19 protein-coding genes and 2 tRNA genes are annotated in these 25,119 nt (G+C 69.5%); 18 read left to right on the top strand and 3 right to left on the bottom strand.

All coding sequences use genetic code 11. From position 1 onward, the window contains the following. Nucleotides 1-59: 59 nt before the first annotated feature. Nucleotides 60-1,238, bottom strand: coding sequence for an acyltransferase family protein (locus tag ACH4KB_RS19445; RefSeq protein ID WP_398067108.1), 1,179 nt, complete (start codon nt 1,236-1,238; stop codon nt 60-62). Between the two features lie 524 nt (nt 1,239-1,762). On the opposite strand from ACH4KB_RS19445, the gene ACH4KB_RS19440 reads away from it, so the two are divergent. Further along, nucleotides 1,763-1,957, top strand: coding sequence for a hypothetical protein (locus ACH4KB_RS19440; RefSeq protein ID WP_398067107.1), 195 nt, complete (start codon nt 1,763-1,765; stop codon nt 1,955-1,957). A 118-nt stretch (nt 1,958-2,075) separates the two neighbouring features. Here ACH4KB_RS19440 and ACH4KB_RS19435 read toward each other — a convergent pair. Next, nucleotides 2,076-2,149 (bottom strand) — tRNA-Gly (locus ACH4KB_RS19435). Between the two features lie 178 nt (nt 2,150-2,327). On the opposite strand from ACH4KB_RS19435, the gene ACH4KB_RS19430 reads away from it, so the two are divergent. From ACH4KB_RS19430 to clpX, 5 genes are all read left to right on the top strand, one after another. Continuing rightward, nucleotides 2,328-2,404 (top strand) — tRNA-Pro (locus tag ACH4KB_RS19430). A 150-nt stretch (nt 2,405-2,554) separates the two neighbouring features. Next, nucleotides 2,555-3,955: a trigger factor gene (gene tig, locus ACH4KB_RS19425; protein ID WP_398067106.1), complete on the top strand. Its 1,401-nt coding sequence runs from the start codon at nt 2,555-2,557 to the stop codon at nt 3,953-3,955. A 311-nt stretch (nt 3,956-4,266) separates the two neighbouring features. Further along, complete coding sequence (locus ACH4KB_RS19420) at nt 4,267-4,872, top strand: ATP-dependent Clp protease proteolytic subunit (protein WP_169808568.1); 606 nt, start codon at nt 4,267-4,269, stop codon at nt 4,870-4,872. Nucleotides 4,873-4,954: 82 nt separating this feature from the next. Beyond that, a complete protein-coding gene (locus ACH4KB_RS19415) occupies nt 4,955-5,638 on the top strand; it encodes an ATP-dependent Clp protease proteolytic subunit (protein WP_007448931.1) in 684 nt (227 codons plus the stop codon). 156 nt (nt 5,639-5,794) lie between these two features. Then, nucleotides 5,795-7,093, top strand: coding sequence for an ATP-dependent Clp protease ATP-binding subunit ClpX (gene clpX / locus ACH4KB_RS19410; RefSeq protein WP_228922617.1), 1,299 nt, complete (start codon nt 5,795-5,797; stop codon nt 7,091-7,093). 73 nt (nt 7,094-7,166) lie between these two features. Here the strand turns inward: clpX and ACH4KB_RS19405 are convergent, their stop codons facing one another. Then, entirely contained in the window at nt 7,167-8,174 is a 1,008-nt protein-coding gene (locus tag ACH4KB_RS19405; RefSeq protein WP_398067105.1) for a hypothetical protein, read from the bottom strand. Nucleotides 8,175-8,312: 138 nt separating this feature from the next. On the opposite strand from ACH4KB_RS19405, the gene ACH4KB_RS19400 reads away from it, so the two are divergent. The 12 genes from ACH4KB_RS19400 (at nt 8,313) to ACH4KB_RS19345 (ending at nt 25,049) form a co-directional block, all read left to right on the top strand. Then, nucleotides 8,313-10,934 carry a valine--tRNA ligase gene (locus ACH4KB_RS19400; protein WP_398067104.1) on the top strand — a complete coding sequence of 874 codons (2,622 nt, stop codon included), beginning with the start codon at nt 8,313-8,315 and terminating at the stop codon, nt 10,932-10,934. A gap of 136 nt (nt 10,935-11,070) precedes the next feature. Further along, the gene (locus ACH4KB_RS19395; RefSeq protein ID WP_398067103.1) at nt 11,071-12,594 is read left to right on the top strand and encodes a bifunctional folylpolyglutamate synthase/dihydrofolate synthase; all 1,524 of its coding nucleotides are present in this window, start codon (nt 11,071-11,073) and stop codon (nt 12,592-12,594) included. 7 nt (nt 12,595-12,601) lie between these two features. Next, a complete protein-coding gene (locus ACH4KB_RS19390) occupies nt 12,602-12,955 on the top strand; it encodes a DUF4233 domain-containing protein (protein ID WP_398067102.1) in 354 nt (117 codons plus the stop codon). A 258-nt stretch (nt 12,956-13,213) separates the two neighbouring features. After that, the gene (ndk, locus tag ACH4KB_RS19385; protein WP_003969184.1) at nt 13,214-13,627 is read left to right on the top strand and encodes a nucleoside-diphosphate kinase; all 414 of its coding nucleotides are present in this window, start codon (nt 13,214-13,216) and stop codon (nt 13,625-13,627) included. A gap of 288 nt (nt 13,628-13,915) precedes the next feature. Beyond that, on the top strand, nt 13,916-14,935 hold the full coding sequence (locus ACH4KB_RS19380; RefSeq protein ID WP_018959187.1) for a rod shape-determining protein: 1,020 nt from the start codon (nt 13,916-13,918) through the stop codon (nt 14,933-14,935). 201 nt (nt 14,936-15,136) lie between these two features. Continuing rightward, the gene (gene mreC / locus ACH4KB_RS19375; RefSeq protein WP_398067101.1) at nt 15,137-16,186 is read left to right on the top strand and encodes a rod shape-determining protein MreC; all 1,050 of its coding nucleotides are present in this window, start codon (nt 15,137-15,139) and stop codon (nt 16,184-16,186) included. An 11-nt stretch (nt 16,187-16,197) separates the two neighbouring features. Further along, a complete protein-coding gene (mreD, locus tag ACH4KB_RS19370) occupies nt 16,198-16,863 on the top strand; it encodes a rod shape-determining protein MreD (protein ID WP_398067100.1) in 666 nt (221 codons plus the stop codon). A gap of 61 nt (nt 16,864-16,924) precedes the next feature. Continuing rightward, nucleotides 16,925-19,147: a penicillin-binding protein 2 gene (mrdA, locus tag ACH4KB_RS19365; protein ID WP_398067099.1), complete on the top strand. Its 2,223-nt coding sequence runs from the start codon at nt 16,925-16,927 to the stop codon at nt 19,145-19,147. Continuing rightward, on the top strand, nt 19,147-20,340 hold the full coding sequence (rodA, locus tag ACH4KB_RS19360) for a rod shape-determining protein RodA (RefSeq protein ID WP_398067098.1): 1,194 nt from the start codon (nt 19,147-19,149) through the stop codon (nt 20,338-20,340). Before mrdA ends, rodA begins: the two co-directional genes overlap by 1 nt. A gap of 30 nt (nt 20,341-20,370) precedes the next feature. Continuing rightward, nucleotides 20,371-21,897, top strand: coding sequence for a CHAD domain-containing protein (locus ACH4KB_RS19355; protein WP_398067097.1), 1,527 nt, complete (start codon nt 20,371-20,373; stop codon nt 21,895-21,897). Nucleotides 21,898-21,949: 52 nt separating this feature from the next. Beyond that, the gene (locus tag ACH4KB_RS19350) at nt 21,950-23,878 is read left to right on the top strand and encodes a TIGR03960 family B12-binding radical SAM protein (RefSeq protein ID WP_398067096.1); all 1,929 of its coding nucleotides are present in this window, start codon (nt 21,950-21,952) and stop codon (nt 23,876-23,878) included. Nucleotides 23,879-23,957: 79 nt separating this feature from the next. Next, on the top strand, nt 23,958-25,049 hold the full coding sequence (locus ACH4KB_RS19345; protein ID WP_398067095.1) for a hypothetical protein: 1,092 nt from the start codon (nt 23,958-23,960) through the stop codon (nt 25,047-25,049). The last annotated feature ends 70 nt before the right edge of the window (nt 25,050-25,119 follow it).

The raw sequence follows: 25,119 nt of genomic DNA, 5'->3' as shown, positions 1-25,119 counted from the left end.
AGGGAGAACGGTGAGGGGGCGGCCCGGCCGTTCCGTGAACGGCCGGGCCGCCAGGGGGCTCAGCGCCCCGCGGGGTCCTTCCGGAACGCCCGCTTCAGGTCCGGCTCGGTGGCCCACTTCAGGGCGCGACCCACCCATGGGGTGCACATGAGCGTTACCGCCGCCGCCGCTGTGAGCGAGACGACGACCAGCCCGACCGGGTCGGAGAGCCAGGTGTGGCGGTCGAACAGACCCGCGTACTCGGCCCCCTTGACCAGGAAGCCGTGCAGCAGGTAGCCGCAGATCGTGCCGGCGCCGAGCGCCGTGAACCACCGGGCCCGGCCGGGCACCCAGGCCAGGAAGCCGACCGTCAGCGCCAGGGCGCAGCCGAACATCGCGAGCGTCATCACCGCGCCGGACCACCACGGCGCGTCCATCTCCTGCGCGCTGTTGGCGCGGTAGAACCAGCCGAGCTGCATGCGCGGGGCCATCCAGTACGCGAAGAGCAGCGCACCGGCGAACAGCGGCAGCGACAGCAGCCGCACCTCGCGCCGCCTGACCAGCTGGAAGTGCTCGGGCTTCATCAGCAGGCCGAGCACGAAGAACGGCAGGAACTGCAGCACCCGCTGGAGGTCGAGGTCGTCCCCGATCTCGGGGGAGACGGAGGCGAGCACGGCGATGGCGAGCGCCACCAGCAGCGGATGGCGCAGCGTGCGCCAGATCGGCGTGGTCACCCGCCAGATGAAGAGGGCGATCAGGAACCAGGTCAGGAAGAAGGGGTCGATCAGGCTGATCGCCATGTCGGGCGAATCGTCCGCGTACCGCTTGAAGAGCGAATAGGCCGTCTCGAACAGCACGTACGGCACCGCGACCGAGGTGATCAGCCGCTTCACCTTGGACGGCGTCATGTCGAACGAGCGGGAGAAATAGCCGGAGATGAGGATGAAGGCCGGCATGTGGAACGTGTACACGATCATGTACAGCGCCCGGGTGGCGCGGCTGCCGTCCATCACGGGTTCCCAGGCGTGCGCCACCGCCACGAGAACGATGGCCAGATACTTCACATTGTCGAAGTAGGGATCGCGCTTCTTCGCCGCCACGGGCGCCGGAGCGGCGGCGTCCTGAACGCTGGGCCCGGGGGTGGGCCGGGGTGCGGTGGCGGTGGCGGTGGCGGTGAGCGTCTGCTCGGGTCTGGGCTCCGACTCCCGGGTCGCCGGGGGGAGCGGGGCCCTCTGAAATACGCTCGGAGCTTGGAACATCTCAGGCACCTTAGACCGGTCGATTGCCTCGCGTAAAACTGCGGGGAGATATCGCGTGTTCCCCTCTATTCGAATGTGAAACCGTCGAACACCGCCCGCTATGACCTATTTGATCCCGCTTGAATGGGGCATATCGACAGGGTGTTGGGGGGAGTGAATTACGTCGCATCCACGCGGTCAATTGTCTGTGAATGAAGTGTGGGGATGCGGAAACGATCGACGTGGTGGATATTCGGCCGCAGGAATTCCACAGCCGGCGCACAGGTGGTGCGAGGGCCCCGCGGCTCCCGCCGCTTCCCCGGCACGGCACGGTGCGGGGCGGGCGTTCTGCCGGGCCTGTCGCGGGGGTGGCGCCGTTGCCGCGGGGGTGGCGCCGTCCCGTGAAGGATGGCGGGATCCCGTCCGTCCGTTCCGTCACCCGGCAGCAAGCACGGGGCAGTTGGTGGCACGATGGGGGCGACGGGGCGCGCGGTGGTGCACGCTTCCGGGCCGGCAAGGCGGACCGACCGAGGGTGTGATCAGACGTGGCTGTTTCACTGTCTATGGTGCTGCTGTTCGCGGTCATCCTGGTGGTAATGATCCGTGGGGGCTCCATCAAGGCCGGTCCCGCGATCGTCGCCGTGCTCTTCGGCTTCTTCCTGGCATCGACCGGCATGGCGCCGTCGATCAACAGGTTCATGAACTCGATAGCCGACACCATCAACCAGATCAGCTTCTGAGGCCGGGGCCGGCTGCTGGGCCCCGGGCCGGCCTGCCGAAGCACCACAACGCAGGAAGCACCACGACGCACGAGGGCCGGGCCGGAGGATCATCCCTCCGGCCCGGCCCTCGACTGCGTGGAGCGGGCGACGGGAATCGAACCCGCGTAGCTAGTTTGGAAGACTAGGGCTCTACCATTGAGCTACGCCCGCAAGCGTCGCACCGCAGGTCCGTGAACCGCGGCACGAAGAGCATCGTAGCGGGTCGGCGGCGGTGCCCGCACACCCGTTGTGCCGGCCGTCGGCCCGGTCGCGGACCGGACCCCCTGACGCCGCTCCGTAAAGCGGCGGAACCACGGCTCCGGTGCATGTACCCTACGTGTCGCACCGACGGGGTGTGGCGCAGCTTGGTAGCGCGTCCGCTTTGGGAGCGGAAGGTCGTCGGTTCGAATCCGGCCACCCCGACCACCAGCAAGATCGCATTGTGGGAGTCATCCCCCTTGCCGTTACTATGCAAAATGCGTGCCCGTGTGTCTGATGTACCGGGCTCGGTCCGCGAAGCCGCCAATCGGCGGCCCAGCAGAACCCCAAGAAGTCAGCCACCAAGGAGACCGAACCGTGAAGAGCGCCGTGGAGACCCTGAACCCGACCCGGGTTCGGCTCAGCATTGAGGTGCCCTTCGAGGAGCTCAAGGACAGCCTCGACGCGGCGTACAAGAAGATCAACCAGCAGGTCACGGTGAAGGGCTTCCGCAAGGGCAAGATCCCCGCCCGGGTCATCGACCAGCGGTTCGGCCGCGGTGCGGTGCTGGAGGAGGCCGTCAACGACGCCCTCCCGAAGTTCTACACCGAGGCGGTCAACGAGGGTGAGCTGAACGTCCTCGGCCAGCCCGAGGTCGACATCACCGAGCTGAAGGACGGCGAGCTGCTGGCCTTCACCGCCGAGGTTGACGTACGCCCCGAGATCGAGATCCCGGACTACTCCGGCATCGAGGTCACCGTCGACGCCCTTGAGGTCACCGACGAAGAGGTCGAGAAGGCCGTGGAGCAGCTCCGTGAGCGCTTCGCCGCCACCAACCCGGTCGAGCGCGCCGCCGCCGAAGGCGACGTCGTCACGATCGACCTGGAGGCCAAGGTCGACGGCGAGGTCCTGGAGGACGGCGTGGCCGACGGTGTCTCGTACACCATCGGTTCCGGCGAGCTCCTCGACGGCATCGACGAGGCCGTGACCGGCCTGGAGGCCGGTGGCGAGGCCACCTTCACCTCCGAGCTGAAGGGCGGCTCCGCCGAGGGCAAGGCCGCCGAGGTCACCGTCAAGGTCACCGCCGTCGCCGCCCGTGAGCTCCCCGAGCTGGACGACGACTTCGCCCAGATGGCCAGCGAGTTCGACACGCTGGAGGAGCTGAAGGCCGACAGCCGCAAGCGCCTGGAGACCACCAAGCAGTACGACCAGGCCACCCAGGCCCAGGAGCGCGTCCTGGAGGAGCTGCTGAAGCTCGCCGAGGTCCCGATCCCGGAGAAGCTGCTCGCGGACGAGGTCCAGACCCGCAAGCACAACCTGGAGCACCACCAGCTCGGTCAGATGGGTCTCGACCTCGAGAAGTACCTCGAAATCCAGGGCAAGACGCTGGAGGAGTTCGAGAACGAGACCTCCGAGCAGGCCATCAAGGGCATCAAGACCCAGTTCATCCTTGACGAGCTCGTCAACAAGGAGAAGCTGAACGTCAACCAGGAGGAGCTCACCGAGCACCTCATGCGGCGCGCCGCTTCCTCCGGCATGAGCCCCGACCAGTTCGCCCAGGCCGTCGTCGAGGGTGGCCAGGTGCCGATGCTCGTCGGCGAGGTCGCCCGCGGCAAGGCGCTCGCCGTCGTCGTCGAGGCCGCCAAGGTCGTCGACACCAACGGTGAGGTCGTCGACCTGGAGGACGAGGAAGAGGCCGCCGAGGCCACCGCCGAGACCACGGAGGCGCCCGCGGAGGCCGCCACCGAGGACAAGGCCGAGGAGAAGAACGAGGCCTGAGCCTCGTCCCGATCCCCAGGGCGGCCTTCGCGCCGACCGGTACGACGGGCCCCGGACGCTCCACGCGTCCGGGGCCCGTCGCCGTATCGCGGGGTGGAGCGCCGTATCGCTGTGCGAGCCCCGGAACCCTTGTGCCCACTGCGGACCTTGCGCTCCCAGCGAACAGTTGCGGAAGCGGGATGGCGTTGTCCCACCTGCGCGTTAGGGTCCATGAAGAGGAAGGGTGGGGCAGTGACTTCACCCGCCCGGTACGAAGACGCTGAGACGGCCGGAGCCGTCAGAGACGAGCAGGTGGATACGTGACGAATCTGATGCCCTACGCCGCCGGAGAGCCGTCCCTCGGTGGAGGCCTCGGTGACCAGGTCTACAGCCGACTGCTCGGCGAGCGCATCATCTTCCTCGGTCAGCAGGTCGACGATGACATCGCCAACAAGATCACCGCACAGCTCCTCCTCCTTGCCGCAGAGCCCGACAAGGACATCTACCTCTACATCAACAGCCCCGGTGGTTCGGTGACGGCCGGCATGGCGGTCTACGACACCATGCAGTACATCCCGAACGACGTCGTCACCATCGGCATGGGCATGGCCGCCTCCATGGGCCAGTTCCTGCTCACCGGCGGCGCCGCGGGCAAGCGCTTCGCGCTCCCGAACACCGACATCCTCATGCACCAGGGTTCGGCCGGCATCGGCGGAACGGCCTCGGACATCAAGATCCAGGCCCAGTACCTGCTCCGCACCAAGACGCGCATGGCGGAGATCACCGCCCGCCACTCCGGCCAGACCGTCGAGACGATCATCCGCGACGGCGACCGCGACCGCTGGTACACGGCGGAGGAGGCCAAGGACTACGGCCTCATCGACGAGATCATCACGGTCGCGTCGGGCATCCCGGGCGGCGGCGGCACCGGTGCCTGATCCGGTTCCCACCGGACCGGCCGCACCACCTCCCGCACGCCTCTCGCACGCCGAGACCTCCAGCCCACAGAACGCCACCAGGATGGTGAACACCCACATGAACAACTTCTCCGGCGCCTCCGCGAGCGGCCTCTACACCGGCCCGCAGGTGGACAACCGCTACGTCGTCCCGCGCTTCGTGGAGCGCACCTCGCAGGGCGTGCGCGAGTACGACCCGTACGCGAAGCTCTTCGAGGAGCGCGTGATCTTCCTGGGCGTCCAGATCGACGACGCCTCGGCCAACGACGTCATGGCGCAGCTGCTGTGCCTGGAGTCGATGGACCCCGACCGCGACATCTCGATCTACATCAACAGCCCCGGCGGCTCGTTCACCGCGCTCACCGCGATCTACGACACGATGCAGTTCGTGAAGCCGGACATCCAGACGGTCTGCATGGGTCAGGCGGCCTCCGCCGCCGCGGTCCTGCTCGCCGCGGGCACCCCGGGCAAGCGCATGGCGCTCCCGCACGCCCGGGTGCTCATCCACCAGCCGTCCTCGCAGACGGGCCGCGAGCAGCTCTCCGACCTGGAGATCGCGGCCAACGAGATCCTCCGGATGCGCACGCAGCTGGAGCAGATGCTGGCCCGGCACTCGACGACCCCGCTGGAGAAGATCAGCGAGGACATCGAGCGCGACAAGATCCTCACGGCCGAGGACGCCCTGGCGTACGGTCTGGTGGACCAGATCGTTAGCACCCGCAAGACCACCGCGGGCGCATCGCTCTGACGTCGGTCTTTCCCCTTGGCACATTCCGTTTGCGCGGCCACGGCCGTGTGAACCGTGCCAAGGGGGGCCCGAACGGGGGCCCAGGCAAGGTACCGTCGGACAGAGGCACCAGGAGTCGCTGAACCAGGCGTCTCCCAGGCGAAGGGGATTCACCTCGTGGCACGCATCGGTGATGGCGGAGACCTGCTCAAGTGCTCGTTCTGCGGAAAGAGCCAGAAGCAGGTGAAGAAGCTCATCGCGGGACCCGGTGTGTACATCTGCGATGAGTGCATCGATCTCTGCAACGAGATCATCGAGGAGGAGCTCGCGGAGACGAGCGAGGTGCGCTGGGAGGAGCTTCCCAAGCCTCGCGAGATCTACGAGTTCCTGGAGGGGTACGTCGTCGGGCAGGAGCCCGCGAAGAAGGCCCTCTCGGTCGCGGTGTACAACCACTACAAGCGGGTCCAGGCCGGGGAGAACGGCGGCGGCGCCCATCGCGAGGACGCGATCGAGCTGGCCAAGTCGAACATCCTCCTGCTGGGCCCCACGGGTTCCGGTAAGACGCTGCTCGCGCAGACGCTGGCCCGCATGCTCAACGTCCCGTTCGCCATCGCGGACGCGACGGCGCTGACGGAGGCCGGCTATGTCGGCGAGGACGTCGAGAACATCCTGCTCAAGCTCATCCAGGCGGCCGACTACGACGTCAAGAAGGCCGAGACCGGGATCATCTACATCGACGAGATCGACAAGGTCGCCCGCAAGAGCGAGAACCCGTCGATCACCCGCGATGTCTCCGGCGAGGGCGTGCAGCAGGCCCTGCTGAAGATCCTGGAGGGCACCACCGCCTCCGTACCGCCGCAGGGCGGACGCAAGCACCCGCACCAGGAGTTCATCCAGATCGACACGACGAACGTGCTGTTCATCGTGGGCGGCGCGTTCTCCGGCCTGGAGAAGATCATCGAGTCCCGGGCCGGCGCCAAGGGCATCGGCTTCGGTGCCACGATCCGCTCCAAGCTGGAGATCCAGGCGAGCGACCAGTTCCAGGAGGTCATGCCGGAGGACCTGGTGAAGTTCGGGATGATTCCCGAGTTCATCGGCCGCCTCCCCGTGCTGACCTCGGTCCACAACCTGGACCGCGAGGCCCTGCTCCAGATCCTCATCGAGCCGCGCAACGCCCTGGTCAAGCAGTACCAGCGGCTGTTCGAACTCGACGGCGTGGAGCTGGACTTCGAGCGCGAGGCGCTGGAGGCCATCGCCGACCAGGCGATCCTGCGCCAGACCGGCGCACGCGGTCTGCGCGCGATCATGGAGGAAGTCCTCCAGTCCGTGATGTACGAGGTCCCGTCCCGCAAGGACGTCGCCCGCGTCGTCATCACCCCCGACGTCGTCCGCAACAACGTCAACCCGACGCTGGTCCCGCGCGAGCCGCGCACGATCGGCAAGAACGACGGCGGCCGGCACGAGAAGTCCGCGTAACCGCAGAAGACTTGGCCACGTCGAAGGGGCGCCCACCGGATGAACCGGCGGGCGCCCCTTCGACGTTGAGCGGTCAGATCTTGGTGCGGGAGGTGTTGTAGAGCTTGGCGGCGAGGGCGGCTGTCTCGTCCTGGGTCATCGGCTTGTTGGTCATGGCACCGCCGATGTCGAAGCCGATCACCACGCCTACCGTGCTGTAGTCGGCCCAGATGCAGACCGGCATGGTCATCTCCTTGGGCCCCTTCTGTGCCGTGCCGTCCGCCTTGTCGTTGATGACCTTGACGTCCTGGCACTTCATCAGCGCGCCCTCGAAGTCGGCCGGAGAGGCGGACTTCGGGCTACCCACCAGCGATCCCTTGGTGTCCTCGCTCGCCGCTGCCTCCTTCTCGGCGTTCTTGAAGGAGCCGTCGATGACCTTCTCGGGGTCCTCGACCTCCCCCCAAACTCCCTGGAGCATGAGCATCTTCGCGAGGAGCGGGTTCGTCTTGAGGTCGCCGCTCACGTACTGGGCATCGACCGTGTGAGGGTTCGTGACCCCCATCGCCTCGGCCTCAGCCTTCTCCGTGCCGGTCATCGCCGACTCGGGCTTCTTCTTCGAGGGGTCCTGCTTGTAGTCGTCCACCGACGCGGCCGGCGTCAGCTTGTACCCCTTCGTGGAGTCCGCCACGTCACCGCTGCCGCCGCCCGAGGTCAGGAAGTACACCCCGCCCGCGATGACCGCCAGCGCCACCACGGCCACGCCGACGATCAGCCCGGTCTTCTTCTTCGGCTGCTGCGGCTGCTGCCCGTCGTACCCCGGCTGCCCCCCGTACGGAGGCGCCGGCGGCTGCTGGCCGTAGGGGCCGGGCTGCTGGGCCTGCGGATAGCCGTAACCCTGCTGCGGCTGCTGCGGCTGCGCGTACGGGTTCGGCTGCTGCGGGGGGACGCCCTGAGGGGCCTGCTGCGGGTAGCCGTAGCCGGGCTGACCCTGCGGGGGGCCCTGGGGCGGCGGAGCCCCGTACGGGCCCGGCTGCTGTCCGTACGGTCCGGGCTGGCCCTGCGGCGGCTGCCCACCGTACGGGCCCGGCTGGTTGTAGCTCATTGCGGTGTCCCCTCCAGAATTCCTTATGCGTTGCCAACATCCTGACGGAAGCCGCCCTGACATGGGGGATCGGGTCGGACACCGTTACTGAACCAATCCGTTTCAGTGCAGACCTGTGACGGCCCTAAACTGTCTCCCGTGACCGAGAACACTCAGCAGCCAAGCGCCAGCAACCCCGAACTGCCGACCCAGTACGCGCCGGCCGACGTAGAGGGGAAGTTGTACGAGCGCTGGGTGGAGCGCGGGTACTTCGAAGCCGACGAGCACAGCGACAAGCCGCCGTACAGCATCGTCATCCCGCCGCCGAACGTCACCGGATCCCTCCACCTGGGCCACGCCTTCGAGCACACCCTGATCGACGCCCTCGTCCGCCGGAAGCGGATGCAGGGCTTCGAGGCGCTGTACCAGCCGGGCATGGACCACGCCGGCATCGCCACCCAGAACGTCGTCGAGCGCGAGCTCGGCAAGGAGGGCAAGTCCCGCCACGACCTGGGCCGTGAGGCCTTCGTCGAGCGCGTCTGGCAGTGGAAGAACGAGTCCGGCGGCCAGATCTCCGGCCAGATGCGCCGCCTCGGCGAGGGCGTCGCCTGGTCCCGTGAGCGCTTCACCATGGACGAGGGCCTGTCCAAGGCCGTCCAGACCGTCTTCAAGCAGATGTACGACGACGGGCTCATCTACCGCGCCGAGCGCATCATCAACTGGTGCCCCCGCTGTCTCACCGCGATCTCCGACATCGAGGTCGAGTACCAGGAGGACGACGGCGAGCTCGTCTCCATGACGTACGGGGACGGGGACGAGACCATCGTCGTCGCCACCACCCGCGCCGAGACGATGCTCGGTGACACCGCCGTCGCCGTCCACCCCGACGACGAGCGCTACCAGCACCTGGTCGGCAAGCAGATCAAGCTGCCGCTCACCGACCGCACCATCCCCGTCGTCGCCGACCACCACGTCGACCCGGAGTTCGGCACGGGCGCGGTCAAGGTGACGCCCGCCCACGACCCGAACGACTTCGAGATCGGCAAGCGCCACGACCTGCCGTTCCTCACGGTCCTGGACGAGCGTGCCGTCATCACCGTCCCCGGCCCCTTCCAGGGCCTGGACCGGCTTGAGGCCCGCTCCGCCATCGTCGCCGCCCTGCGCGCCGAGGGCCGGATCGTCGCCGAGAAGCGGCCCTACGTCCACTCCGTCGGACACTGCTCGCGCTGCAAGACGACCATCGAGCCGCGCCTCTCCCTCCAGTGGTGGGTCAAGGTCGCCCCGCTCGCCAAGGCCGCCGGTGACGCGGTCCGCGACGGCAGCGTCAAGATCCACCCGCAGGAGATGGAGAAGCGCTACTTCGACTGGGTCGACAACCTCCACGACTGGACGATCTCGCGCCAGCTCTGGTGGGGCCACCGCATCCCCGTCTGGTACGGCCCGAACGGCGAGGTCGTCTGCGTCGGACCCGACGAGACGGCGCCCACCGGCGAGGGCTGGACCCAGGACAGCGATGTCCTGGACACCTGGTTCTCCTCCGGCCTGTGGCCGTTCTCCACCCTCGGCTGGCCCGAACGGACCGACAGCCTCGCGAAGTTCTACCCGAACTCCGTCCTGGTCACCGGCTACGACATCCTCTTCTTCTGGGTCGCCCGGATGATGATGTTCGGCCTGTACGTCAACGACGGCGTCCCGCCGTTCTCCACCATCGTCCTGCACGGCATGGTCCGCGACGAGCACGGCAAGAAGATGTCGAAGTCCTTCGGCAACGTCGTCAACCCGCTGGACTGGATGGACAAGTACGGCTCCGACGCCCTGCGCTTCACCCTCGCGCGCGGCGCCAACCCCGGCACCGACGTGCCCATCGGCGAGGAGTGGGTCCAGGGCTCGGCGAAGTTCTCCAACAAGATCTGGAACGCCACCCGCTTCGCCCTGATGAACGGCGCCACGATCGAGGGCGAGCTGCCCCCGGTCGAGGAGATGTCCGTCACCGACCGCTGGATCCTGTCCCGTCTGAACAAGACGGTCGCCGACGTCGACGCGTTCTACGACGACTTCCAGTTCGCCAGGATCAGTGAGTCGCTGCGCCACTTCGCGTGGGACGAGGTCTTCGACTGGTACGTCGAGCTGTCCAAGACCACGTTCTTCGCGGGCGGCCGTCCGGCCGAGGTCTCGGGCCGGGTCCTCGGCGAGGTCCTGGACGTGATGCTGCGGCTGCTGCACCCGATCGTCCCGTTCGTCACGGAGGCGCTGTGGACCTCGCTCACCGGGCGCGAGTCGATCGTCATCGCCGAGTGGCCGGGCGACTCCGGCTTCCGTGACGACGCGGCCGAGAAGGAGATCGAGCTGGTCCAGCAGGTCGTCACCGAGGTCCGCCGCTTCCGCAACGACCAGGGCCTCCAGCCCGGCCAGAAGGTCCCGGCCGAGCTGACCCTGACCGGCACGGAGCTCGCCCCGCACGAGGCGGCCATCCGCCAGCTGCTGCGGCTCCAGCCCGCCGGGGACGGCTTCCAGGCCACCGCGTCGCTCCCGGTCGCCGGGGCCACCGTCGCCCTGGACCTGTCCGGCACCATCGACGTGCCGGCCGAGCGCAAGCGCCTCACGAAGGACCTGGAGGCCGCGCGCAAGGAGAAGGCCCAGGCGGAGGGCAAGCTCGGCAACGAGGCCTTCCTGGCCAAGGCCCCGGACAACGTGGTCGACAAGATCCGCGGCCGGCTCTCCAAGGCCGAGGCCGACATCGAGCGGATCGGCGCCCAGCTGGCGGCCCTCCCGCAGAGCTGATGTCCTGAGGCCGAGGCCCCCGCACCCCCGACCGACCGGGGGCGCGGGGGCTTCGCCGTACGCCCTCCGTGCCCCGCCCGCCCCCACTCCGCCGGGCGCTGCGCGCGATGTCGGCGCCCATCCGTAGACTGGGCGCGTGAGTGAGCCCCGCCCTTCAGACCGGCACGACGCGCCCGATCCCGACGACACCTTCGAGGAGATCGTCGACGAGGCGACCCAGCGCGACCCCGACCTGGCGGTGATCGAGGCCGGGAGCCGCACACTGCGCGCCCACTCGGGTCAGCCGCAGGGCGAAGCGGTCCCGGCCCGCCCGGCCGACCCCGAGACCGACAAGGCGCTGCGCGCGGTGGAGCAGGAGCTCGCCGGACGCTGGGGCGAGACCAAGCTGGAGCCGTCCGTCACGCGCATCGCCGCGCTGATGGACGTCCTCGGCGAGCCGCAGCGCGCCTACCCCTCCATCCACATCACCGGCACCAACGGCAAGACCAGCACGGCCCGCATGATCGAGGCCCTGCTCAACGCCTTCGAGCTGCGCACCGGCCGCTACACCTCCCCGCACGTCCAGTCGATCACCGAGCGGATCAGCCTCGACGGCTCGCCGATCGAGCCCGAGCGGTTCATCGAGACGTACGAGGACGTCAAGCCGTACGTCGAGATGGTCGACGCCCAGCAGCCCTACCGGCTCTCCTTCTTCGAGGTCCTCACCGGCATGGCGTACGCGGCCTTCGCCGACGCCCCCGTCGACGTGGCGGTCGTCGAGGTCGGCATGGGCGGCACCTGGGACGCGACGAACGTCATCGACTCCACGGTCGCCGTCGTCACCCCGATCTCGCTGGACCACACCGACCGGCTCGGCACCACGCCCGCCGAGATCGCCGGGGAGAAGTCCGGGGTCATCAAGCAGGGCGCCACGGTCATCCTGGCGCAGCAGCCGGTGGACGCCGCCCAGGTGATGCTCAAGAAGGCCGTCGAGGTCGACGCCACCGTGGCCCGCGAGGGCATGGAGTTCGGCGTCACCTCGCGAGAGATCGCGGTCGGCGGACAGCTCCTGACGCTGCGCGGCCTCGGCGGAGAGTACGAGGAGATCTTCCTCCCGCTGTACGGGGCCCACCAGGCGCACAACGCGGCCGTCGCGCTCGCCGCCGTCGAGGCGTTCTTCGGCATCGGCGCCGAGCAGGCCCGCTCCCTCGACATCGACGCCATCCGCAAGGCGTTCGCCTCGGTGCTCTCGCCCGGCCGCCTGGAGGTCGTGCGCTCCAGCCCGACCGTCGTGCTGGACGCCGCGCACAACCCGGCGGGGGCCAAGGCGGCGGCGGACGGCGTCTCCGAGGCGTTCAGCTTCTCCCGGCTGATCGGCGTGGTCGGCACGAGCGGCGACAAGGACGCCCGCGGGCTCCTGGAGGCCTTCGAGCCGATCTTCGCGGAGATCGTCGTCACGCAGAACTCCACCGCCCGCGCGATGGACGCGGACGAACTGGCCGCGATCGCCGTCGAGGTCTTCGGCGACGACCGGGTCCAGGTCGAGCCGCGGCTCGACGACGCTCTGGAGGCGGCGATCACGCTGGCCGAGGAAGAAGACGAGTACGCGGGCGCCGGGGTGCTGGTGACCGGATCCGTGATCACGGTCGGCGAAGCCCGGCTGCTGCTGGGAAGGGGCTGAGAGAAGGATGCGGACGCTCTGCGCCTCGACGCTGATCGGTGAGTTCTTCGTCATCGGCTTCGCCGGTCTCGTCGCGATGAAGCTGGACGACGCCTCCATGGCCGTGGTCTGGACGGTGTGCGGCATCGGCATGCTCCTCTCCGTGCTGCTGTGCGGAATGATCACCAGGCCCGGCGGTGTCCAGCTGGGCTGGGTGCTCCAGGTCGCCCTGGTCCTGAGCGGGTTCGTGGTCCCGACGATGTTCATCCTGGGCCTGGCCTTCGGCGGTCTGTGGTGGGCCTCGATCCACTACGGGCGCAAGATCGACGAGGCCAAGGCCACCTGGGCCGCACGGCAGGAAGCCGAAGAGGCCACGGCCTGAGACCTTGAGGCTTCGATGCCCTGAGGCTTCGAAGCCCTGGGCCGGGCTCCCCCGCCCGGATCTCCCGATCTCCGGAGATCCCGATCTCCGGAGATCCGGATAGTGCCGGGTCCGCCGACACGCGCGGCCGGCCCCCTCGGCCCCGGAGATCGGGGGCCCGAAGGTGACCCTGGGTGAACCCGGGCGCAGACCCGCCCACGAACCCCTGTAATCTCGCCCTCACCGCACCCGTATGCCTGGCCTTGCAAGGAGCCGTACATGACTCAGCGCACTCTCGTCCTGCTCAAGCCCGACGCGGTCCGCCGTGGCCTGATCGGCGAGATCGTCGGCCGCATCGAGCGCAAGGCGGACTGGCGGATCACCGCGCTGGAGCTGCGCACCCTGGACCACGGGACGCTGGAGCAGCACTACGGCGAGCACAAGGGCCGCCCGTTCTACGAGCCGCTCATGGAGTTCATGCAGTCCGGCCCCGTCGTCGCCCTGGTGGCCGAAGGTGAGCGGGTCATCGAAGGTGTCCGCACTCTGGCCGGTCCCACCGACCCGATCGCCGCCGCGCCCGGGTCCATCCGTGGTGACTTCGGCACGATCACCCGCGAGAACCTCATCCACGCCTCGGACTCCGAGGAGTCCGCGGAGCGGGAACTGAAGCTTTTCTTTCCGGGACTTTCCTGACCCGATCGGCCAAACAGCGCTGTATGCCTGGGGCGACCGAAGTAATTCGGTCGCCCCTCGGCATAGGGTTTGGGATCGCGGGAACGCATCCCTCCGACGTAACGTCACCATGGGTAGAACGGGCACCCGTTCCGCTCACACTGGCGAAGGACCTTCGCGCTGTGTCCGTGCATACGGCACTACGATGGAAGCTTCCACGCCCGCAGCGCCAACCTCGCCTACCAGAACCAGCCATCTTCGCTACCTGGGAAGGCCCGACGCATCCTCATGGGGAACAAGGGGAACTCAATGTCGTTCATCGGCCGTGACATGGCTATCGACCTCGGGACTGCCAACACGCTGGTGTACGTCAGGGGGCGCGGCATCGTTCTGAACGAGCCGTCCGTCGTGGCCATCAACACCAACACCGGCGGAATTCTGGCGGTCGGCTCCGAGGCCAAGAAGATGATCGGGCGCACACCGGGCAACATCGTTGCCGTGCGGCCCCTGAAGGACGGCGTGATCGCCGACTTCGAGATCACCGAGCGGATGCTCCGCTACTTCATCCTCAAGATCCACAAGCGTCGCTACCTGGCCCGCCCCCGCGTCGTCGTCTGTGTGCCCTCCGGTATCACCGGGGTCGAGCGCCGCGCCGTCATCGAGGCGTCCACGCAGGCCGGCGCGCGCCAGGTGCACATCATCGAGGAGCCCATGGCCGCGGCCATCGGTTCCGGTCTGCCGGTCCACGAGGCCACCGGGAACATGGTCGTCGACATCGGCGGCGGCACCACCGAGGTCGCCGTGATCTCGCTCGGCGGCATCGTCACCGCCCAGTCGATCCGCACCGCGGGTGACGAGCTGGACAACGCGATCATCCAGCACATCAAGAAGGAGTACTCCCTCCTCCTCGGTGAGCGGTCCGCGGAACAGATCAAGATCACCATCGGTTCGGCGTTCGACCTGGAGAAGGACGAGCACACCGAGATCCGCGGGCGCGACCTGGTGTCCGGGCTGCCCAAGACGGTCGTCATCTCGGCCGCCGAGGTCCGCAAGGCCATCGAGGAACCGGTCAACGCGATCGTCGACGCCGTGAAGACGACGCTCGACAAGTGCCCGCCCGAGCTGTCCGGCGACATCATGGACCGCGGCATCGTCCTCACCGGCGGCGGCGCGCTGCTGCGCGGACTGGACGAGCGGCTGCGCCACGAGACGGGCATGCCGATCCACATCGCCGAGGACCCGCTGGACTCGGTGGCGCTCGGCTCCGGCAAGTGCGTCGAGGAGTTCGAGGCGCTCCAGCAGGTGCTGGACGCCCAGCCCCGCCGCTAGAGCATCTTCGGGAGGCGTCCCCCTCCGGGGGGACACCACCCGATCCGGCGAGCGGACGCTGACGCTCCGCCCGCCGGATCGTTGATATAGATCGTTGCTGTACCTGTTCCGACGCGGAGACACATCGACGCGGCGGACGCACGCACCGCGACGTACAAAACAGGCACGAACATTCCGACGAGGAAGGCACGGCCGCCGCACGTGAGGGACACACGAGAGAGCCGGCTGCTCCTGGTGCTGCTGATCGCCATCGCATTCGCCCTGATCACGGTCGATATCCGAGGCGGCGAGGAGTCACCGGTCGACGGCGCGAGGCAGGCCGCGGCCACCGTCTTCGGGCCGGTCGAGAACGGCGTGGCGGCAGCGGTCGACCCGGTGGGCAACGCCATAGGCGCGGTACGGGACTCCGGCAACCGGCACGACCGCATCTCCACCCTGGAGCTGGAGAACGCCGCGCTGAAGGCCAAACTCGGCAGCGACGACCGCACCGACAGCCGGGTCCGCCAGCTCGACGCCATGCTGAAGAACGCGGGCGCCGGACAGTACGGCATCAAGGGCGCCGAGGTCATCGCCATAGGAGCGGCCCAGGGCTTCTCCTGGACGGTCACCATCGACGCCGGGGCCGACGACGGCATCCGCCGCGACATGACCGTCCTCAACGGGGAGGGGCTGGTCGGCCGGGTCACCACCGTCGGCCCCGACACCGCGACGGTCCTGCTCGCCAACGACCCCGACTTCACCGTCGGCACCCGGATGGAGAAGACCGACGAGCTCGGCTTCGCCACCGGCCAGGGCTCCCGCCCGCTGTCGGTGCAGTTCCTCAATGGCAAGGCCAAGGTGAAGGCCGGCGACCGGCTGGTCACCTTCGGCTCCAGCAAGGACAAGCCCTTCGTGCCCGGCGTCCCGGTCGGCGAGGTCGTCCGCGTCGACCCCTCCGGCGGCGCGCTGACCCGGACCGTCTACGTGAAGCCGTACGTCGGGTTCACCAAGCTCGACATCGTCGGCGTCGTCGTCCAGGCGCCCCGCGAGGACCCGCGCGACATGGTCCTGCCCAAGCAGCCCGTCAAGAAGAAGCCGAAGCCGACCCCCACGGTCACCGTCACCGTCCAGCCCAACGGTGACCTGGTGGACGGCTCGGGCAAGGTCGTCGGCAACGTCAACGAGCAGCCGGGCGGCGACGCCGCCGGTGACGCGGCAGGCGACCAGCAGGGCAACGCCCAACCCGACAACGCGGCCAACGACCAGGAGTAGAGCTGATCCCCATGCGCATCAACCGGACTCTGCTCTCGACCGTCCTGGTCGTCATCGCCCTCGTCGTCCAGGTCTCCGTCCTCGCCCGCCTCCAGCTCCCCGGGGCCGTGCCCGACCTGCTGCTCCTCACCGTCCTCGGCCTCGCCTTCGTGTACGGGCCGGTCAGCGGCTCCCTCATCGGCTTCGGCGCGGGCCTCCTCGCGGACCTGGCCCCGCCCGCCGACCACGCCGCCGGGCGCTACGCCCTGGTGCTCTGCGTCATCGGCTACCTCGCGGGCCTGGCCCGGCCGGAGAACGGTCAACTGAAGTCGGCCTTCGCCCCCATGGCTGTGGTCGTCGCCGCCGCGATCGGCTCGACCCTGCTGTACGCGGGCGTCGGCGCGCTCGTCGGCGACACCGCCGCCCGCCATGTGGGCCTGGGCAGCCTGCTGTTCACGGCCGCGATCTACGACCTGCTGCTGGCGCCCTTCGTGGTGCCGCTGATCATGGCGCTGGCCAGACGCACCGAGAACGATCCGCTGGCCGAGGCCTCGTCCGGCGGCAACGACGTCGCCGCCGGCTGGCTCGCCTCGGGCACCGGGCTGCGGATCGGCAACCAGCGCGGCGGGCTGCGCGTCAAGGCCGCCCGCAACCGCGCCGCCCGCGCGGGCAGGATCAAGGGGGTCAAGCGCCTGTGAGGCCGTGTTTCCCGGGGGACGACCCCCGCACCCCCAGCAGGACCACCAACGGGGGCACCGCGTGAGCAACATTCCCGAGACCGGGCGGACCCAGCGGGTCCAGATCCGGCTCATCGTCATCCAGGTCCTCGTCTTCTCGCTGCTGCTCACCCTCGGCGGGCGCCTGTGGTACCTCCAGATCCGCAACGGCGACGAGTACACCGCCGAAGCCGCCGGCAACGGTGTGCAGCAGGTCGTCCAGCCCGCCGTGCGCGGCTCGATCCTCGACGCCCGCGGTGTGCCGCTCGCCGACAACGAGACCCGCCTCGTCGTCTCCGCGAGCCGCACCGAGCTGCTGAAGATGAAGGACGACGGCGTCGGCGTCCTCACCCGCCTCGCCGACGTCCTGGACATGAAGGCGCAGGACGTCCGGGACAAGGTCCGCCTCTGCGACTCCAAGACCCCCCAGCCCTGCTGGAACGGATCGCCCTACCAGCCGATCCCCGTCACCGACGAGGCCACCACCCAGCAGGCCCTCCAGATCCGCGAGCGGGCCGAGGACTTCCCCGGCATCACCGCCGAACCCACCGCCGTACGCCGCTACGCCGCACCCGGCAAGGCGAGGACCGCACAGGTCCTCGGCTATCTCTCGCCCGTCACCGACGAGGAGATCCAGAAGGCGCAGGACGGCCCGTCGCCCTACCTCCGCTCCGACCAGGTCGGCCGCTCCGGCCTGGAGCGCACGTACGACAAGGAGCTGCGCGGCAAGGCGGGCGTCACCCGCTACGAGGTCGACAACCTCGGCCGCGTCATGGGCGAGGCGGAGAGCGACCCGGCGGTCTCCGGCTCCACCCTCGTCACCAGCCTCGACGCCCGCGTCCAGGCGGTGGCCGAGTACGAGCTGGCCCAGGCGATGAAGAAGGTCCGGGGCGAGACCGACAAGATCACCGGCCGGAAGTACGAGGCCGACTCCGGCGCCGTCGTCGTGATGGAGTCCAAGACCGGCCGCATCGTGTCGATGGCCTCCCAGCCCGACTACGACCCCAACGCCTGGGTCGGCGGCATCTCCGGCAAGGAGTACGCCAAGCTCACGAGCAAGAAGTCCAACTACCCGCTGCTCAACCGGGGCATCCAGGGCCAGGCCCCCGCCGGCTCGATCTTCAAGGTGGTCTCCGCCAGCGCCGCCGTGCGCGCCGGCCACGCCTTCAACGACCTCTACCAGTGCAGCAGCTCCTACAGCCTGGGCAACCAGACCTTCGCCAACTTCGAGTCCCAGGGCCACGGCCCCATCACCCTCGGCGACGCGCTCAAGTACTCCTGCAACACCGTCTTCTACCGCCTCGGCCACGAGGAGTGGGCGCGTGACGGCGGCATAAAGCCGAAGAAGGACGCCAAGGACTGGTTCTACCGCACCGCCCGTGACTTCGGCCTCGGCTCCGAGACCGGCATCGACCTGCCCAACGAGGTCAAGGGCCGCATCCCGGACCGCCAGTGGAAGCAGGACTTCTGGGAGGCCAACAAGGACGCCTGGTGCAAGGAGGGCAAGAAGGGCGGCACCTACGTCCAGCAGATCGCGTACGAGAGCTGCCTCGAAGGCAACCAGCTCAAGGCCTACGACAGCATCAACTACTCGATCGGCCAGGGTGACGTGCTCGTCACGCCCATCCAGATGGCCACCGCCTACGCCGCCATCAGCAACGGCGGCACCCTCCACGAGCCCACCGTCGGCAAGGCCGTGATCAGCCCCGACGGCAAGACCGTCCAGGAGATCAAGCCCAAGGCCAGCGGCAAGCTGCCGGTCAACGCCCAGACCATCAAGGACCTCGACAAGGGGCTGCGCTCGGTGGTCGAGCCCGGCGGCACCGCCGCCTGGCGGTTCGGCGGCTGGCCGCAGGACAAGATCCCGATGCGCGCCAAGACCGGCACCGCCCAGGTGTACGGCAAGCAGACCACCGGATGGTTCGCGACCTACACCGACGACTACACGATCGTCATGACGATCTCCCAGGGCGGCACCGGCTCCGGCTCCGCCGGGCCCGCCGTCCGCAACATCTACAACGCGCTCTACGGCCTCGACGCCGAGGGCAACCAGGACAAAGAGAAGGCCCTGCTGCCGAAGCCCCAGAAGGCGCTGCCGAAGATCCAGCCCGACGGCTCGATCTACGCCCCCAAGGTCAAGCCCTACGACCCCACCCCGGCCGAGCCCCAGGAGCAGCCGGGCGGACAGGAACCCCAGTTGCCCCTCCCGCCCGGAGGCCAGCCCGGACTCACCGGATCGCCGGCGTCGAACGGGAGGCAGCCCTGATGGCAGGTGGATTCTCCGTCTCCCGCTACGGCCCCGACGAGGGCTCCTGGGCCAAGCTGACGGCCCGCGACTCCCTCGCGCGGCGGCTGGACTGGCCGCTGCTCGGGGCCGCGCTCGCGCTGTCGTTCCTCGGCGCGCTGCTCGTGTGGTCCGCGACCCGCAACCGCGACCACCTCACCCAGGGCGACCCGTACTTCTTCCTCCTGAGGCACGCCCTCAACACCGGCATCGGCCTCGCCCTGATGATCGGCACGATCTGGTTGGGCCACCGCACGCTGCGCGGGGCCGTCCCCATCCTCTACGGCATCTCGGTGCTCCTGGTCCTGGCGGTCCTCACCCCGCTCGGCACCACGGTCAACGGCGCCCACGCGTGGATCAAGCTCCCCGCCGGCTTCTCGATCCAGCCCTCCGAGTTCACCAAGATCACGATCATCCTCGTGATGGCGATGCTGCTGGCGGCCCGTGTCGACGCGGGCGACCAGGTCCACCCCGACCACCGGACCGTCGCCAAGGCGCTGGGCCTCGCCGCCATCCCCATGGCCATCGTCATGCTGATGCCGGACCTCGGTTCGGTGATGGTCATGGCCGTCATCGTCCTCGGCGTCCTGCTGGCCTCCGGCGCCTCCAACCGCTGGGTCTTCGGCCTCCTCGGCGCGGGCGTGGGCGGGGCCGTCGCCATCTGGCAGCTCGGTCTGCTCGACGACTACCAGATCGCCCGGTTCGCCGCCTTCGCCAACCCCGCGCTCGACCCGGCCGGTGTCGGCTACAACACCAACCAGGCCCGCATCGCGATCGGCTCCGGCGGACTCACCGGCACCGGCCTCTTCGAAGGCACCCAGACCACCGGCCAGTTCGTGCCCGAGCAGCAGACCGACTTCGTCTTCACCGTCGCCGGCGAGGAGCTGGGCTTCCTCGGCGCGGGGCTGATCATCGTGCTCCTGGGCGTCGTCCTGTGGCGCGCCTGCCGGATCGCCCGCGAGACCACCGAGCTGTACGGCACGGTCGTCGCCGCCGGGATCATCGCCTGGTTCGCCTTCCAGTCCTTCGAGAACATCGGCATGACGCTCGGCATCATGCCGGTCGCCGGGCTGCCGCTGCCCTTCGTCTCCTACGGCGGATCCTCGATGTTCGCCGTCTGGGTGGCGATCGGACTGTTGCAGTCCATCCGGGTGCAACGGCCGATGTCCGCCTGAACCCGGCGCACGCCGGGTAGGTGTCCGTACATGGCGGACACCAAGCGCGAGACCGAGCGGAAGTACGAAGCCACCGACGACACCCGGCTGCCCGACCTGACCAGGGCGGCCGGGGTCGACCGGACGGTCCACCGCGGCCTGACCGAGCTCGACGCCGTCTACTACGACACCGCCGACCTCCGTCTCGCCGCCGACTCCCTCACCCTGCGCCGCAGAACAGGCGGGGCGGACGAGGGCTGGCACGCGAAGTTCCCCGTCGCCGTCGGCGTCCGGGACGAGATCCGTGAACCGCTCTCCGACGCGGTGCCGCCCTCGCTGGCGGCCCTGCTCCGCTCCCGGGTCCGCCACGCGGAGATCGCCCCCGTCGTCCGGCTGCTCTCCTCCCGTGACGTCCACCACCTGCTGGCCGCCGACGGGACCCTCCTCGCCGAGGTCAGCGTCGACAAGGTGATCGCGGAGCGCCTCGCGGGGGAGGGGAGCGGCGCCACCGCCGCCTGGACCGAGATCGAGGTCGAGCTGGCCGACGACGGCGATCCCGCGATCCTGGACGCCGTAGAGAAGCGGCTCCGCAAGGCGGGGGTGCGCCCCGCGGAGTCCCCCTCGAAGCTGGCCCGGGCGCTGGCGGAGACGACACCCGTACGGCACGGGGAAGGCCGGGAGAAGGACGCGCCGCACACCGCGGGTGACCACGTCCTCGCCTACGTACGGAAGCAGATCTCCACGATCGTCCGCCTCGACCCCGCCGTCCGCCGCGATCTGCCCGACTCCGTGCACAAGTTGCGCGTCGCCACCCGCAGGCTGCGCAGCACCTTCAAGACCCACCGCAAGATCCTCGACCGCGAGGTCACCGACCCCCTCGGCGCGGAGCTCAAGTGGCTCGCCGCCGAACTGGGCCTCGACCGCGACCAGGAGGTCCTGGACGAACGCCTCGGCGCCCGCGTCGAGGCCCTGCCCGCCACCCTGACCCTCGGCCCGGTGGGTGGTCGCCTCCGTGCCTGGTCGGCCGCCCGCCGCACCGGATCGCGCCGCAGGATCATCGACGTACTGGACGGGAAGCGGTATCTGGACCTCCTGGACGCCCTCCACGCGCTGAGCGCCGACCCGCCCCTGCGCCCCGCCGCCGGCCGTGCGCCCGGCAAGGCCCTGCCCAAGGCGGTGCTCAAGGACTACGAGAAGCTCGCGCGCCGTATGAGCCACGCTCTGGAGCAACCGCCGGGCCCCGACCGGGACACCGCGATGCACGAGGCCCGCAAGGCCGCCAAACGCGCCCGGTACGCGGGCGAGGCGGCCCGCCCCGCGCTCGGCAAGCCCGCCCAGCGCTTCGCCAAACGCGTGAAGGCCGTGCAGACCGTCCTCGGCGACCACCAGGACAGCGTCGTCGCCCGCGAGGCCCTGCGCACGCTCGCGATCCAGGCGCACGCGGCGGGGGAGACCGCGTTCACCTGGGGGCTCCTGTACGGCCAGGAGGAGGCCGCCGCCGAGGCCCGGGAGCGCGAACTGCCCGAGGTCTGGGCCCGCGCGAGCGCCCCCGGACTACGGGCGGATCTGAGGGCGTGAGTACCGGGGTACGCTGGATGGTCACCCCTGCCGGCTCACGAAGGTTCGCGAGATGTCTGCCGCATCGGTCTTCCCACAGCTCGAAGCTCTGCTCCCGCATGTGCAGAAGCCCATCCAGTACGTCGGCGGTGAGCTGAACTCCACCGTCAAGGAGTGGGACAGCTGCGACGTCCGCTGGACCCTCATGTACCCCGACGCCTACGAGGTCGGACTCCCCAACCAGGGCGTCATGATCCTCTACGAGGTGCTCAACGAGCGCGAAGGAGTCCTCGCCGAGCGCACCTACAGCGTCTGGCCGGATCTCGAAGCGCTGATGCGCGAGCACAACGTGCCGCAGTTCACCGTGGACAGCCACCGCCCCGTCGGCGCGTTCGACGTCTTCGGGCTGAGCTTCTCCACCGAGCTGGGCTACACCAACATGCTCACCGCCCTGGACCTCGCGGGCATCCCGCTGGAGTCCAAGGACCGTGACCTCGATCACCCGATCGTCCTCGCGGGCGGCCACGCCGCGTTCAACCCCGAGCCGATCGCGGACTTCATCGACTGCGCGGTCGTCGGCGACGGCGAGCAGGCCGTCCTGGAGATCACCGAGATCATCCGCGCCTGGAAGGCCGAGGGCCGCCCCGGCGGCCGTGACGAGGTGCTCTTCCGGCTGTCGAAGACCGGCGGGGTCTACGTCCCGCGGTTCTACGACGTCGAGTACCTCCCCGACGGCCGCATCGGCCGCGTCGTGCCCAACCGGTCCGGCGTGCCGTGGCGGGTCTCCAAGCACACGGTGATGGACCTCGACGAGTGGCCCTACCCCAAGCAGCCGCTCGTCCCGCTCGCGGAGACCGTGCACGAACGGATGTCCGTGGAGATCTTCCGCGGCTGCACCCGCGGCTGCCGTTTCTGCCAGGCCGGCATGATCACGCGCCCCGTGCGGGAGCGAAGCATCACCGGCATCGGCGAGATGGTCGAGAAGGGCCTCAAGGCGACCGGCTTCGAGGAGGTCGGCCTGCTCTCGCTCTCCTCCGCCGACCACAGCGAGATCGGCGACATCGCCAAGGGCCTCGCCGACCGCTACACCGAGGACAAGGTCGGCCTCTCACTGCCCTCGACCCGCGTCGACGCGTTCAACGTCGACCTGGCCAACGAGCTGACCCGCAACGGCCGCCGCTCCGGCCTCACCTTCGCCCCCGAGGGCGGCTCCGAGCGCATGCGCAAGGTCATCAACAAGATGGTCTCGGAGGAGGACCTGATCCGGACGGTCGCCACCGCGTACGGCAACGGCTGGCGCCAGGTGAAGCTGTACTTCATGTGCGGCCTGCCCACCGAGACCGACGAGGACGTCCTCCAGATCGGCGACATGGCGGTCAACGTCATCGCCAAGGGCCGCGAGGTCTCCGGCCAGAACGACATCCGCGCCACGGTCTCCATCGGCGGCTTCGTCCCCAAGCCGCACACCCCCTTCCAGTGGGCCCCGCAGCTCAGCGCCGAGGACACCGACGCCCGGCTGAAGAAGCTCCGCGACAAGATCCGCGGCGACAAGAAGTACGGCCGCTCCATCGGCTTCCGCTACCACGACGGCAAGCCCGGCATCGTCGAGGGCCTCCTCTCGCGCGGCGACCGGCGCGTCGGCTCCGTCATCCGCGCGGTCTACGAGTCCGGCGGACGCTTCGACGGCTGGCGCGAGCACTTCAGCTACGACCTCTGGATGAACTGCGCCGAGAAGACGCTGCCCGGATTCGGGGTCGACGTCGACTGGTACACCACCCGCGAGCGCACCTACGAGGAGGTCCTGCCCTGGGACCACCTCGACTCCGGCCTGGACAAGGACTGGCTCTGGGAGGACTGGCAGGACGCGCTCGACGAGACCGAGGTCGAGGACTGCCGCTGGACCCCCTGCTTCGACTGCGGCGTCTGCCCGCAGCTGGACCTGGACATCCAGATCGGCCCGACCGGCAAGAAGCTCCTGCCGCTCAGCGTCGTCAACAAGTAGCCTGCCCGTCGGAGAGAGCACGGTGACGTGAAGGCCCGGTTCCGGCAACTGCGGACCGGGTCTTCGCGTCTATCCCGGCATGGACGACAGAGAGCACCGCGATCCGGACCGTGCCGCACCCGAGACCGCTCCGAACAGGCTGGTCAGGGTCGTGGTGCGCGTCGTGGTGCTGGTGCTGGTCCTGCCCGTGCGGATGGTCTGGGACGTCCTGGTCGCCGCCCGGCACACCTTTGACCGGGTCGTGCGGCCCCCGGTCGCACGCGGGCTCGCCGCACTGGCCAGGGGGCTGGGGCGGAGCCTGGAGTGGCTCTTCAGCGGCATCGGCTGGATGGTGGGGACGTTCATCGGCGTCCTCGTGCTGATTCCGTCGAGGTGGTTGTACACCTCGGTGCTCACCCCGCTGGGCCACGGCCTGCGATGGATCGGCACCGCCCTGCTGGCCCCGGCGGCACGCGGCCTCGGAACCGGCCTGGCCTGGCTGTTCGCCACCCTGCTCGTCCTGCCGGTCGCGACCCTGTGGCGGTACGTGATCGTCCCCGTGGTGCGCTACGGCCTGATCGTCCCCGCGGTGTGGCTGTACGGGGCCGTCCTCACCCCCCTCGGCCTCGGCACGGCCTGGGTGCTGGGCCAGGCCTGGCGGGGCATCGCGGCCACCGGACGCGGGCTCGGCATCGCCCTCGCCTGGCTGGTCATGATGCTGCTCGTCGCCCCCGTCTCCTGGACGTACCGCCGCGTCCTCGCCCCTGTCGGCCGGGAGATCGCCGCCGCGTTCGAGGTCGCCTGGCGGATCGCCGGGTACGTCTCCCGGGCCGTCGGCCGGGCCCTCGCCACGATCGCCCGGTACGTGATCGGCGCGCCGGTCTCCTGGGCGTACCGCACCCTGTGCACCCCGGTCGGCCACGTCCTGCGCGACTCCGTGTGGGCCCCGGCCCGCCGCGCCGCCGCCGAGGCGCGCCGGGCCGCCCGCGCGGCCCTCACGTCCGCCCGGGAAACCGTGCGCCAGGCCCGCCGCGACGCCTGGCGGGCACTGGTCGGCACCACGGGCGGCGCACGGTCCGGGGAACCGGTGGGGATCCCTGCGCGTACTCTGGGTAGTACAACGACTGTCCCCAGCGCGGCGCAGGCGTCCGAGACCCCTCTGCTCGGCGAGAAACTCGTCAAGCGGGGGTGAGCCGGAGCGGCACCCGGGGGGCACCCGAATTTCGTGGGCGGTGCGCCACCGCGCCCGCCCCGCACCGAGG

Origin of the sequence: Streptomyces sp. NPDC017520, assembly GCF_044329855.1 — a bacterium.
Classification (GTDB): Bacteria; Actinomycetota; Actinomycetes; order Streptomycetales; family Streptomycetaceae; genus Streptomyces.
Note: the sequence above shows the minus strand (reverse complement) of the source record. Positions and strands in the feature narration are given on the sequence as shown.

Bases quoted from the DNA above. Each gene is read 5' to 3' on its own strand.
- ACH4KB_RS19445 (WP_398067108.1), bottom strand. From the start codon at position 1,238: ATGTTCCAAGCTCCGAGCGTATTTCAGAGGGCCCCGCTCCCCCCGGCG.
- ACH4KB_RS19420 (WP_169808568.1), top strand. From the start codon at position 4,267: ATGCCCTACGCCGCCGGAGAGCCGTCCCTCGGTGGAGGCCTCGGTGAC.
- ACH4KB_RS19415 (WP_007448931.1), top strand. From the start codon at position 4,955: ATGGTGAACACCCACATGAACAACTTCTCCGGCGCCTCCGCGAGCGGC.
- ACH4KB_RS19405 (WP_398067105.1), bottom strand. From the start codon at position 8,174: ATGAGCTACAACCAGCCGGGCCCGTACGGTGGGCAGCCGCCGCAGGGC.
- ACH4KB_RS19390 (WP_398067102.1), top strand. From the start codon at position 12,602: ATGCGGACGCTCTGCGCCTCGACGCTGATCGGTGAGTTCTTCGTCATC.
- ndk (WP_003969184.1), top strand. From the start codon at position 13,214: ATGACTCAGCGCACTCTCGTCCTGCTCAAGCCCGACGCGGTCCGCCGT.
- ACH4KB_RS19380 (WP_018959187.1), top strand. From the start codon at position 13,916: ATGTCGTTCATCGGCCGTGACATGGCTATCGACCTCGGGACTGCCAAC.
- mreD (WP_398067100.1), top strand. From the start codon at position 16,198: ATGCGCATCAACCGGACTCTGCTCTCGACCGTCCTGGTCGTCATCGCC.
- rodA (WP_398067098.1), top strand. From the start codon at position 19,147: ATGGCAGGTGGATTCTCCGTCTCCCGCTACGGCCCCGACGAGGGCTCC.
- ACH4KB_RS19355 (WP_398067097.1), top strand. From the start codon at position 20,371: ATGGCGGACACCAAGCGCGAGACCGAGCGGAAGTACGAAGCCACCGAC.
- ACH4KB_RS19350 (WP_398067096.1), top strand. From the start codon at position 21,950: ATGTCTGCCGCATCGGTCTTCCCACAGCTCGAAGCTCTGCTCCCGCAT.
- ACH4KB_RS19345 (WP_398067095.1), top strand. From the start codon at position 23,958: ATGGACGACAGAGAGCACCGCGATCCGGACCGTGCCGCACCCGAGACC.